This is a genomic window from Streptomyces sp. NPDC111656, assembly GCF_055656965.1.
The window spans coordinates 183,523-195,270 of record NZ_JBVKCA010000014.1; the positions used below are offsets into that span (position 1 = coordinate 183,523).

The following is an 11,748-nucleotide window of genomic DNA, read 5'->3' on the forward strand; positions in this document are numbered from 1 at the left end:
GTCCCACCAGTTCACCAGAGAACTCGGTATCACGGAGCGCCGCCGCTTCCAGGACCTCGGCACTGCTGCACCACGACCGGCCTCAGGCCCTGGATGGCGCTGCCGATCTCCGGGCCGATCAGCCGCTACGCCTTGACCGTGTGGTTGTCGGAACACGCCGGTGAGCTCGAGGCCCACGATCCACCAGCATGTCCATGAGCAGCGCCATCGCCTGGTCCGGCGGAGGCTGCGTGGTGACCTCGCTGGGCAGGCCGCCGGCCCGCTCGCCGAACAGCACCCCCGTAGCGCCGCCGGTACCGCAGCGCCCAGTCGCGGAACGTGGTGGCCACCAGCCGCACCCGCGTGCGCGGCGTCCTCCTGCTGCCCTCCACGGCCCGGCTCATCGCCTCCGACATCGCCATGCCCCGCGCGATCCGTTGAGCGACCTCGCCTCCGTGACCGCCCACGTGCACCTGGGCCATCGCAGCAGCCTTTTGGCGGGCTGACCCGGCCCGGCGGGAGGAATCGCCACCGGGGACCGTGCGGGGCAGAACGGCGCCATCTCCTCGCCGTCGCGATGAACTCCAGCGGCCACGCGGGGACTGGTAGGCCGGCGCCAGGGACCCCGTGCTCGTCAGACCGTCACCATGCCCAGCGATCCGCAACGGCACCGCGAAGAACCGACATCAAAGCGCGTGGCGCCGCCGCTGTCCCGGTCGCTCTTATTGACGCCGTGTCACTAACAGTGGTTCAGTGGCTGAGCCACTGAACCGCTGAATCATTGGGGGCCGGGGTGGAAGCACTGCCACGCGAGACGATCGTCGACGTGCTGGAGGAGCGGCTGCGCGAGGACATCCTCGCCGGGCGTCATCCCGCCGGGAGCTATCTGCCTCCCGAACGTGAACTCGCCGACGGATTCGGGGTCACCCGCACCTCCCTCAAGCACGCCTTCGGCCGGCTGGCGCACGCCGGGCTGCTGGAGACGCGCCACGGAGTGGGTACCCGGGTGCGGGATTTCCTGCGCCTGGGCGGGGCGGACCTCCTGCCGATGCTCGTGCGCCACAGCCCCGACTGGATCGGTGAGATCTTCGAAGTCCGGCGCAGCATCGGTGAGCTGATCGTGGAACGCGCAGCGACCCGTGCCACGGCGGCGCAGGTCGCCGAACTGCGTCTGCTGCTGGCGGCCGTCGGGGATGCGGTGGCGGGCGAGCCCGTGCAGCTGGCGGACGTGGAGGTGCACCGTGCACTGGCCCGTGCCACGGGCAACCGGGTGTACGTCCTGTTGACCAACACCCTGTTCAACGCGTACCTGCCGGTGCGCGGCGCGCTGGTCGGGCCCTTCAAGGACCCCTGGGCCGCTCATGACCGTCTGGCACCCGTCGTCGAGGCGGTGGCCGCCGGCGACCAGGAGGCGGCACGCACCGCCGCGGGCGACTACCTGTCGGCAACGGAACACATCATGCTCCAGGGGCTGGCACGCTCCGGCGGACGCCGGGAAGGTGCCCTGTGAGCGCACACGGGACGGTGTTCAAGGAGACCATGCTGGGCCGTGTGCGCCTGGCCGACGAGGACGGCGACCGCCCCGTGCGGCTGGACCTGCTGGCCCGTGCCGACGCCGTGCTGCTGCCCCACCGCACGACGCGGGCGCACGTGAGCGGACGGGTACGCATAGCCGGACGGGCCGACGACGCCGAAGCCGAGGGCGAGCTGGAGATCGCGCCCCTGTCGCGCCGCAGGATCCGCTACCGGATCACCTTCGCCATGGAAGGCCGGCGCCTCACTCTGGACGGCTGGAAGTCGGTGTCGCCCAAGCGCCCGCTCGCCTCGCTGACCGTACTGCCGTACACCCTGTACGAGGACGGTGACCGCGTGGGCGAGGGCACGCTGCGCTTTCCCCTCGCCACCGGCTTGCTGCCCTTCCTCGCGAGCTTCCGGTTCCCTCGCGCGGCCGCGTCCCCTGCCGACAGGCATCTGACGCCGCGTTGGGACGGCACACCGGGGCGGACCGAGGTCTGGTACACGACCCTGACCGATCCGGCCACCGACAGCGGGATCTGGCTGCACCACGAACTGGTGGCGCCCTCCGACGGGTCCGCTGCCTACGCGCACGGCTGGATCGCCGTCTTCCCCAAGGACGGCCCCGCCGAACACACACGTTTCGGCCCCGTACCGTGGACGGCGGATCCGGAGGGCTTCACCGCCGAGGGCATCTGCGTCCGACCCGGCCGGCTCACCGGCTTTGCGGGGACGTTCGCCTGGGCACTCACCGAGAGACCCGAAGGTCCGCCGCTTCACACCTTCCCCCGCTGGTCCTGGCGACGTCCCTGGCTGCCGGCCTCGCACATGCTCCCCGCCGCCCGCGCCCGCTACAGCGGAACCATCCGGTACGGCACCGGTGAGCTGCGGCTGGACGACGCTCCGGGAGCCGGCGCCCGCATCTACGGCCACGGCAACGCCCGCCGCTGGGCCTGGCTCCACGCCGACCTGGGTGGCGGCGACGTCCTGGAAATCATCGCCGCGGTATCCATGCGCCGCGGACTCGACAGGCTGCCGCCCCTGGTCTTCCTGCGCCTGCACCGAAACGGCCGTACCTGGCCCCGGCGCGCGGAACGCTCTGCCGTGGGCTGGGCGGGCATCGGCCGGTTCCGCGCGGACATCCGCCTGCCCGAGTGGCGGGTCAAGGGCAGGGCGGGCCTGAGCCGCATACAGGTGACGGTGACCCAGCCGCCGCAACACACACTGACGCTCGGCTACACCGACCCCGACGGCTCCACCGTGGTCTGCCGCAACACCGAGAGGGCGGACGTGGTGGTCAGCCTGGAACGCTGGTGGGGCACATGGCGGCAGGAGGCCGTATGGCGGCTGTCGGGCACCGCGCACGCGGAGGTCGGCGACCGATGAACTCTCGAGGTACCACCGCCTTGGCGGGACTCGCAGCCGCCCTGCTCGCGGACGACGGCACCACCGCGTGGACGCGGGCCGTGCCGCGCAGGGCCGAGATGCTGCTCGACGCCATGCCCGCTGCGGTACGGACGGCCGTGCGCGCCGCGGCCGCGGCGATCGACGCCTACACCATGGCCCGAACGGGCAGGCGGCTGTCCGCGCTCAGCGCGGCGCAACGGGAGCAGGTGATGGGGTCGCTCGGTTCCCACCGGGCCCTGCTGCCGCTCCTGGACGCGGTCAAAGTACCGCTGCTGCTGGCGGCCGGTAGCGAACGGACGCTGCATCAGCACCGCCCGGCACCCCTGGCGTCCGGCCCCGACGACCCGCCGCTCGACTGCACGCCGTCCCGCGACTGGCCCACGCGTTCGAGCGCCGACGCCGTCGTTGTCGGCTCGGGCGCCGGCGGAGCCATGGCCGCACGGACACTGGCCCGCGTCGGGATGCGTGTCGTCGTCCTCGAGGAGGGGGAGCACCACACCAGTGCGTCGTTCGGGCGCCGGGCCCCGCTCGACCGCTTCACCGACCTGTACCGGGACGGCGGCGCGACGATCGCCCTCGGCAGCCCCCCGCTGGTGCTGCCCGTGGGCCGCGCGGTCGGCGGCACCACTGTCGTCAACTCCGGAACGTGCTATCGCACACCGGACCACGTCCTCACCCGCTGGCTGGACCAGCACGGCTTCGCGGCGGCCGAAGGCTTCGACGTCCACCTCGACGAGGTGGAACGCACCCTGCGGGTGGCACCCCAGCCGCTGCAGGTGCTGGGCAACAACGGACTGCTCGCACTGGCCGGAGCGAAGGCGCTCGGCTGGGACGCGGCACCCTTGCGTCGCAACGCCCCGGGTTGCAGGGGCTCTTGCCAGTGTGTCGTCGGCTGCCCCACCGGTGCCAAACAGAGCGTCCAGCTGTCCGTGCTTCCCGAGGCCTGCGCGTCCGGCGCCCGTATCGTCACGGGCGCTCGCGTCCGGCGGATCCTCGTCGACCGCGACCGGCCGGGCGGTCCACGGGCTGCCGGGGTGCTGATTCGCCGCCCGGACGGCAGCGAACTGGAGATCCTCAGCCCCTTGGTCGTGGTCGCCGCGGGGGCCCTGCAGACCCCGCCGCTACTACGCCGCTCCGGCCTCGGGGGACACCCGCGGCTCGGCCGCAACCTCAGCGTGCACCCGGCGATCAGCGTCGCGGGACGCTTCGCCCGCCCGGTCACCAGCTGGAAGGGCGTTCTGCAGAGCGTCGGGGTGGAGCACCTGCGCGACGACGGCATCCTGATCGAAGCCACCGCGGCGCCGGCAGGCATGAGTTCGTTCGTGCTGCCCGGCATCGGACGTGAGTTGCGCCGCGAACTGGAAGGGACGGATCAGCTCGCGACACTCGGTGCCATGATCGCCGACCGGCCCTCGGGGCGTGTCCTCGGCAGGGACCGCACATGGCTGCGCTACGACCTGACGCCGCGCGATGCCGGCCGCCTGCTCCGGGCCCAACGGGCCATGGGCCGCCTGCTGTTCGCGGCGGGCGCCGAGGAGGTGCTGACCGGTGTACCGCAGGTGCCGCGAGCCCGCACCCCGGCCCAGCTCGAGGCGCTGCTGGACACGGTGACCGCGCGGCAGCTGCATGTGTCCGCGTTTCACCCCACGGGTACGGCGGCTGCCGGTGCCGACCCCGAGCGGTCACCCGCCGACCCGGACGGGCGCCTGCGCGGCATCGACGGTGTGCTGATCTCAGACGGCTCCGTGCTGCCCAGCTGTCCGGAGGTGAATCCGCAACTGAGCATCATGGCGGCCGCCCTGGCCGTCGCCGAACGCTTCGTGACGAAGGCGTCGTGAATAGTTGCCGCCGTCCGCGGTGCGCCGCCGCTCCGGCCCCGACCGCGCCACCTTCCGGCTCTTCAAGCAGACCCTGGCGGGTTTCTGCACTTTCGGGCCGCCGCGGGCATCACTTCGGGGCCGCGCGCCGGTAGCAGGCCCGGCCCCGGCGTCCGCGACGCTCGCAGAACGCCTCGCCCTCACTCCAGCCCGGCCCCCACCGGGCCCGCGCCTCTGGCGTCGGGGTGCCGGTACTGCCGGACGCGTTCCACGCTCGTGAGTGCAGGGCTGGGGCAGCCGGCGGGAGTGCTCGTGAGCGAGGCTGAGCACCACCGCCCGCACTGGTTTCGCCCGTTCGTCGCAGCTGGGAATCAAGCCCCGTACTGGTGGGCCGAGTAGGTCAGGTAGCCCGCGTCACCGCCCTGGTAATACGTGGCCTCGTCGACGGGGGCGATCGGAAGCCCGCCCCGCAGCCGCTCGACCAGGTCGGGGTTGGCGAGGAAGGCGCGGCCGAAGCTGATGAGATCGGCGCCCAGACCGAGCCAGTGCTCGGCGTCGTCGCGGCCGGTCTGCTTCGGACCCATCGGAAGGACGGGGTTCATGACGAGGGTGCCCGGCCATGCTCGTCGCAGGGCGACGAGCACCTCTTCGTCGGCGGTGGCCTCGAGGTGCACATAGGCCAGCCCGAGGGGGGCCAGTTCGGCCAGCAGTGCGGCGTAGAGCTCGATGACGTCGGTCTCCTGAACTCCCCAGAACGTCCCGCCCGGTGAGAGGCGGATGCCGGTCCTGTCCCCGCCGACGGCCTCGACGGTGGCGGCGACGGCCTCGACGGCGAACCTGATCCGGTTGGCGACCGGGCCTCCGTAGAGGTCCGTGCGCAGGTTGGCGTTGGACGAGAGGAACTGCGAGATCAGGTAACCGTTGGCGCCGTGGAGTTCCACGCCGTCGAAGTCCGCGTCGACGGCGCGGCGCGCGGCTTCGGCGTACGACCGCGCATGCTCGGGCACTTCGGCGGTGTCCAGCGCGCGCGGCGTCGGGGCGGGCTGGAGTCCGGTCGGGGTGAACACGTCGCCGACCGCGGGGACGGCTGAGGGCCCGACCGGCTGCAGGCCGGTGGTGTCGAAATGGGAGACCCGGCCGCCGTGCATGAGCTGGGCGAAGATGCGGCCGCCGTTGGCGTGGACGGCGGCCGTCACGGGGCGCCATGCCTCGACCTGCTCGTCGGTGTGCAGTCCCGGTGTACCCGGGTTGGACTGCCCGATCGTGCTCGGCTGCACCCCCTCGCTCACGATCAGCCCGGCTGTGGCCCGCTGGGCGTAGTAGGTCGCCATCGACGACGTCGCCAGGCCACCGGCGGCGGCCCTGACCCGGGTCATCGGGGCCATGACCATCCGGTTGGGCAGCGTGAGGCCGCCGAGTCGGTAGCTGGTGAAGAGGGTCGTCATGTCGGGACTCCTTCGCGTTCCGCCGTGCCCGCACCTCGGGCACGGCGGCTACGCTAAAACCTCACACTGACGTCAGAGGCAAGGGTCTGTGACGCAGAACTCAGCCGGGAGGGCTTTGTGAGGATCGGGGAGCTCGCGTCACGCGCTGGAGTCAGTGTCCGGTCCGTGCGCTACTACGAGGAGCAGGGGCTGCTCACCAGTACCCGTAGTCCGAGCGGGCAGCGGCACTACACGGACGGCGAGGTCGAACGGGTGGCATTCATCCAGCGGTTGTACGCCGCCGGCCTGTCCAGCCGCACCATCACCGAGCTGCTGCCCTGCGTCGACACCCCCAGTGAGGAGAACTCCGACTCTGCGCTGGAGCGGATGGCACTGGAGCGCGAGCGGCTCTCCACCCACATCGCCGACCTCGTGCGGACCAGGGACACGCTCGACGGGCTGATGGCCAGGGCCCGGGCGCACCGGGAACAGTTGGGGAAGGCTGTGGTCGGCTGACTGGGGGAGGGGCTCGCAGGCCGGCCCCGGCTCCTCCGGCACGCAGGCAGCCCCCCGGTGGTTGCCGGGACCGTCTGGGGTTGAGCTTGTATGAGGGGCGGGACTCCTCGGCGGTGCGTGGTCGTTGGCGTTGGTGGGTGCTTTCTGGGTCTGAGTTCGGGGTGGTGTTGGAGTCGGACCGGAGAGCGATGACACTCGTCCGTCGGCCGGGGCCGGCTGCGCGGCCTCGCCGGGACTCCACGACCTCAACCGGGGACGCGGCTGCCACTCCTGCCGGAAAGGCACCGGGCCGTCGCGACTCGCTACGACAAGCCTGCCGTCTGCTACGAAGCAGCCGTGAGGTGGACCATTTTCTTGGGGTCGACGATCCGGTCGAAGTCCTGTGCTGTGATGTAGCCGGTGGCGAGGGCCGCTTCGCGCAGTGTGGTGCCCTCGTCCTCCGCCTTGTGTGCGATCCGGCTGGCTTTGTCGTAGCCGATCTCCGGCGAGAGTGCGGTGACGAGCATCAAGGAGCGGGAGAGGTAGTCGTCGATCTGCTGGCGATGCAGTTCGACGCCTTCGATGCAGTACGTTCGCAGCTTCTCGCCGGCGTCTCCGAGAATGCGGGCGGAGTGCAGGAAGTTGTTGATGATGACGGGCCGCATGGCGTTGAGTTCGAAGTTGCCCTGGGTGCCGGCGAAGGCGATGGCGCCGTCCTCGGCCAGGACTTGGATGCAGACCATGACCATCGCTTCGCACTGGGTCGGGTTGACCTTGCCGGGCATGATGGAACTGCCTGGCTCGTTGGCAGGCAGAGCGAGTTCACTGATGCCGCAGCGGGGGCCGGAGGCGAGCCAGCGGATGTCGTTGGCGATCTTCATCAGCGGCACGGCGAGAGCCCTCAGTCCGGCCGAAGCCGCCACCATGGCATCCAGGCTGCCTTGGGCGGCAAAGGAGTTGGAGGCCGTGGCGAACGGGTAGTCGGCCAGCTGTGCGATCTCCTGTGCCACCCGGGCACCGAATCCTTCGGGGGCGTTGAGACCGGTGCCGACCGCGGTGCCTCCTACGGCCAGTTCGTACAGTCCCGGCAGGGTGGCCTCGATGCGGTCGACGGCGTCGGAGACCTGGGCGGCGTAGCCGGACCACTCCTGGCCTACGGACAGCGGGACGGCGTCCTCCAAGTGAGTGCGCCCGATCTTGACGATGTCCCACCACGCTTGGGACTTGGCTTCCACGGCGTGTTGAAGGTCCCTCACCTTCGGGAGCAAGTGCTCGTGGATCTGGCGGACGGCGGCGATGTGCATCGCGGTGGGGAAGGTGTCGTTGGAGGACTGCCCCATGTTGACGTGGTCGTTGGGGTGGATGGGCGTCTTGGACCCCAGCGTGCCGCCGACCAGCTGGATCGCCCGGTTGCTGATGACCTCGTTGATGTTCATGTTGCTCTGCGTGCCGGACCCGGTCTGCCACACGTACAGGGGGAAGTGGTCGTCCAGCGAGCCGGAGATCACCTCGTCGGCGACGTGCGCGATCAGATCGGCCTTCCAGCCGGGCAGGCGGCCCTCGCGCCCGTTGACGAGCGCGGCGGCCTTCTTTACGTAGCCGTACGCGTGGTAGACGGCCTTCGGCATGCGGTCGTCGCCGATGGAGAAGTGGATCAGGGACCGCTGCGTTTGGGCGCCCCAGTACCGGTCGGCGGGCACCTCAATGGCGCCCATCGAGTCCGTTTCGCGGCGGGTGCCAGTGGCGGTGATGCCGATCGGGATGTCCCGCACCTTCGGTGGCTGCCCGGTAGCGGCGTCCTGGTGCGCGGAGGTCATGGCGATGCCTCCTTCTCCGACAGCGGTCCATAGACCGGCTGCCACATGGTGTCCTGCACGGCCTGGACCAGATCGGCCGGCTGGCGGGTGGCGACCTTGTCCTGGACGGCCGCACGTACTACCGCCACGGCTACCGTGGCCGAGGAAGCGCGCAGGTTCGCCACCGGCGGCAGCAGTGGCGCGCCGGGGGCCCTGGCGTCGACCTGACCGGCCACCGCCTCCGCGGCGGCGAGCAGCATCCCGGCGGTGAGCCGTGTAGCTCCGGCGACGACGGTGCCCAGGCCCAGACCGGGGTAGAGCAGCGCGTTGTTGGCCTGCCCGATGACGTGGCGGACTCCGCCGTATTCGACGGGGTCGACCGGGATGCCTGTCGCCGTGAGGACCTTGCCGTCGGTCCAGGCCAGCAGGTCGGCGGGCATGGCCTCGATCTTCTCCGTGGGGTTGGACAGCGGGAAGATGATCGGCCGCTCGACGTGCTCGGCCATGGCGCTGACGACCTGCTGGTCGAAGGCGCCCGGCGAGGTGGAGGTGCCGATCAGCATGGTGGGATGGACGTGCCGGGCGGTGGTCAGCAGGTCGATGTCTCCGTCAGCCCAGCCCTGCACCTCCGAGGCCGGCCGTGCGTAGGGGGCCTGGTAGTCACGTAGGTCCGGCATGCCCTCGACCAGCAGCCCCTGCTTGTCGACCAGCCACACCCGGCGGGTGGCCTCCTTGGGCTCCAGTCCGTCGCGGACCATCGCGTCACGCAGCTGGTCGGCAATGCCCACCCCGGCCGTGCCAGCGCCGAAGACCACGACGCGCTGGTCACGGAAGGACTCGCCGGTGATCTTCAAGGCCGAGACCGCAGCGGCCAGGGTGATCGCCCCGGTGCCCTGCATGTCGTCGTTGAACATCCGATAGCGGTCCCCGTACGTCTCCAGGATGCGTCGGGCATTCCCCGGCCCGAAGTCCTCGAAATGCAGCAGCGCATTCGGATACAGCTCTGAGACCGTCTCCAGGTAGTTCTCGATGAACGAATCGTACGGCTTCCCGCGCACCCGGCTGTGGCGCACGCCCAGGTAGAGGGGATCATTCAGCAGGTTCTCGTTGTCGGTGCCGATGTCCATGACCACCGGCACGCAGCGGGCGGGATGCAGCCCCGCCGCAGCGGTGTACACGGCGAGCTTGCCCACCGAGATCTGGATGCCCTGCACACCCCAGTCGCCGATACCCAGGATCTCCTCGGCGTCGGTGACCACCACCAGATCGACCTCATCCCGGTGGAGCTGAAGTGCCTCGAATGAGCGGCGCACATCCTGCGGCCGCTCGATGGACAAGAACACCCCGCGCGGGCCCCGGAACTCGTGGCTGTACTGCTTGATCGCCTCACCCACGGTCGGGTCGTAGACGACCGGCAGCAACTCGGCGAGGTGGTCGTGCAGCAGCCGGTAGTACAGCACCTCATTGCGATCGTGCACCTGCTCGAGATTGATGAACTTCGCCAGATCGGTCGGCTCCTGCTGCAACTGCTCGTAGGCGCGAATCGCCTGCTGGTCAAGGGTGAGCACAGCGTCCGGCAACCGGCCTGCCAGTCCGAGGCGCTCCCGCTCCTCCGCCGTGAACGCGGTACCCCGATTGGCCAGCGGATCCAACAGGACAGAATGCGTGTGTATCGGCATGGGAACCCCTCTATGGGCATGACTCCAGTGGTCCAACCCCTATTTCCATGCTTGACCCGTTCTCCAAGCAGTGCCACCGGGGAAGCCCGCGCATTCCGGCGACATGGTCCGCCGCCGTATGCCGCCGATCAGCTGCCGACGCGACCGCGCCGGCGGCCGATCCGACTTCTTGCCCACCAGTAACGACGGCTCAAGCCGGGCCAACTGACTACTCGTCAGATCTCCACGCTCCACAACGCTTGATCATCCGCGACCTTGATTGATTTGTGTGCGCCCGCGCAAAGCCGCCTCAACGTTGGAGGGGCCGGGAGCCTGGCCCGCCAGTAGGCCGTCACCGTCGGTGGGCCAGCCGTCGTTCGTCCAAGCGGCTCACGCAGTTGGTGCGGGGCTCCCCGCACCGAAGCGGCATTCCTCTTCGAGGATGCTGAAGATCAAGGCGTCTTGCCAGCCGTCACGGATCACCTGGGTGGACGCCGGCCTCCCTCTCGCGTCATACCGAGCTTCGCCAGGACCTGGGACGAGCCGGTGTTCCGCATCTGAGGCGACTTCGGGTCCCGGACCGGGTTGCGCCGGCTGGCATCGTCCACGTCCTGCGCCAGGGTGCGGCCTGGCGTGACGTCCCCCAGCTGCACCAGGCACTGCTGGTCGAGCTGCGGGTGGCGGGGCTGCTGGAGATGGACGACTGCGCGATCGACGGCTCCCACGGCAGGGCGTTCAGAGGGGGGAGCATGTCGGGCCCTCGCCCGTCGATCGCGCCAGGCCCGGCTCCAAGCACCATGTGATCGTCGTCCGGCACGGCACCCCGCCGGCCGTCTCCCTGACCGGCGGAAATTGGCACGATGTCACGCAGTTGATCCCGTTGCAGGACGCAATCGCGCCGATCCGTGGGTTGCGGGGGCGGCCCCGTCACAGGCCAAAGCGCCTGCTTGCCGACCGTGGCTACGACTTCGACAAGTATCGCCGCCTGCTGTGGAAGCGCGACATCAAGCCCCGCATCGCTCGACGCGGCACTGCTCGCGGCTCCGGTCTCGGACGCACCAGGTGGGTGGTCGAACGGACATGTACCTGACTCCACCAGTTCAAGCGCCTGCGGATCCGCTACGAACGCCGCGCCGACCTCCACCAGAGCCTGCTGGAGCTGGCCTGCAACATCATCTGCCCCCGCCGCCTGCGCAGATCAGGATGATGGGCCCGTCAGCGGCGCCGGGGCTGTCGGCCAGTCCAGCACGGTGAGTTCGGGCCATTGCTGCCTCCAGCGGGCCGCCTTGGTCTCGTAGACCTCCTGCGGGGCAAGCACCGGATTCGGACGCACGACCAGATTGAACACATCGGCCAGACCGTGCGGCGCGTAGACGCGCCACCGCCCGTCAGGCTCCAGGCGGACTCCCATACAACAGGTCGTCGCGGCGAAGCAGTCAATGGCCGACTCTGTGGACGTGTGCGGGTCACAGGGCACGCCGAACTTCTGCTCGTACCAGAGGTGGACGCGCGCCTCGTTTCGGATCTCGACCTGGGTGGGGAGACCCCCAAAAGCTTCCTGACCTGCCCTGATCACCGCATCCTCGGCCTCCCATGACAAGTCGCTGTCGTCGAAGTAGAAGACGACTGATCACTCTCCATGCCTATCACCCGCCAC

The 11,748-nt window shown here is 70.1% G+C and carries 7 protein-coding genes and 2 pseudogenes; 5 read left to right on the top strand and 4 right to left on the bottom strand.

Annotation, left to right across the window (positions count from 1 at the left end; translation table 11 throughout):
- The first annotated feature begins 772 nt into the window (after positions 1–772).
- From ACZ7M3_RS34470 to ACZ7M3_RS34480, 3 genes are read left to right on the top strand one after another with little or no spacing between them, the layout of a single operon-like run.
- On the top strand, positions 773–1,489 hold the full coding sequence (locus ACZ7M3_RS34470) for a FadR/GntR family transcriptional regulator (RefSeq protein ID WP_472068500.1): 717 nt from the start codon (positions 773–775) through the stop codon (positions 1,487–1,489).
- On the top strand, positions 1,486–2,880 hold the full coding sequence (locus ACZ7M3_RS34475) for a hypothetical protein (RefSeq protein WP_472068502.1): 1,395 nt from the start codon (positions 1,486–1,488) through the stop codon (positions 2,878–2,880). The genes ACZ7M3_RS34470 and ACZ7M3_RS34475 overlap by 4 nt, the downstream gene beginning before the upstream one ends.
- Positions 2,877–4,739: a GMC family oxidoreductase gene (locus ACZ7M3_RS34480; protein ID WP_472068504.1), complete on the top strand. Its 1,863-nt coding sequence runs from the start codon at positions 2,877–2,879 to the stop codon at positions 4,737–4,739. Before ACZ7M3_RS34475 ends, ACZ7M3_RS34480 begins: the two co-directional genes overlap by 4 nt.
- A gap of 350 nt (positions 4,740–5,089) precedes the next feature.
- Here the strand turns inward: ACZ7M3_RS34480 and ACZ7M3_RS34485 are convergent, their stop codons facing one another.
- Positions 5,090–6,163 carry an alkene reductase gene (locus ACZ7M3_RS34485; RefSeq protein WP_472068506.1) on the bottom strand — a complete coding sequence of 358 codons (1,074 nt, stop codon included), beginning with the start codon at positions 6,161–6,163 and terminating at the stop codon, positions 5,090–5,092.
- A 117-nt stretch (positions 6,164–6,280) separates the two neighbouring features.
- On the opposite strand from ACZ7M3_RS34485, the gene ACZ7M3_RS34490 reads away from it, so the two are divergent.
- Entirely contained in the window at positions 6,281–6,658 is a 378-nt protein-coding gene (locus ACZ7M3_RS34490) for a MerR family transcriptional regulator (protein WP_472068508.1), read from the top strand.
- Between the two features lie 323 nt (positions 6,659–6,981).
- Here ACZ7M3_RS34490 and fumC read toward each other — a convergent pair whose 3' ends face one another.
- Together fumC and ACZ7M3_RS34500 are read right to left on the bottom strand one after the other, a co-directional pair.
- Positions 6,982–8,454 (bottom strand): class II fumarate hydratase, encoded by a 1,473-nt coding sequence (gene fumC, locus ACZ7M3_RS34495; protein WP_472068510.1) that lies wholly within the window; start codon positions 8,452–8,454, stop codon positions 6,982–6,984.
- Positions 8,451–10,148, bottom strand: a complete 1,698-nt coding sequence (locus ACZ7M3_RS34500) for an NAD-dependent malic enzyme (RefSeq protein WP_472068512.1) — start codon at positions 10,146–10,148, stop codon at positions 8,451–8,453. The genes fumC and ACZ7M3_RS34500 overlap by 4 nt, the downstream gene beginning before the upstream one ends.
- 476 nt (positions 10,149–10,624) lie before the next feature.
- Between ACZ7M3_RS34500 and ACZ7M3_RS34505 the strand changes: the two are divergent.
- Positions 10,625–11,298, top strand: a pseudogene (locus tag ACZ7M3_RS34505) (IS5 family transposase).
- On the opposite strand, the pseudogene ACZ7M3_RS34510 reads toward ACZ7M3_RS34505, so the two are convergent.
- Positions 11,290–11,715 (bottom strand): annotated as a pseudogene (locus ACZ7M3_RS34510) (nucleotidyltransferase family protein); the annotation flags it as partial. The pseudogenes ACZ7M3_RS34505 and ACZ7M3_RS34510 sit on opposite strands and share 9 nt — an antisense overlap.
- Positions 11,716–11,748: the final 33 nt, after the last annotated feature.

Bases quoted from the DNA above. Each gene is read 5' to 3' on its own strand.
- ACZ7M3_RS34480 (WP_472068504.1), top strand. From the start codon at position 2,877: ATGAACTCTCGAGGTACCACCGCCTTGGCGGGACTCGCAGCCGCCCTG.
- ACZ7M3_RS34485 (WP_472068506.1), bottom strand. From the start codon at position 6,163: ATGACGACCCTCTTCACCAGCTACCGACTCGGCGGCCTCACGCTGCCC.
- fumC (WP_472068510.1), bottom strand. From the start codon at position 8,454: ATGACCTCCGCGCACCAGGACGCCGCTACCGGGCAGCCACCGAAGGTG.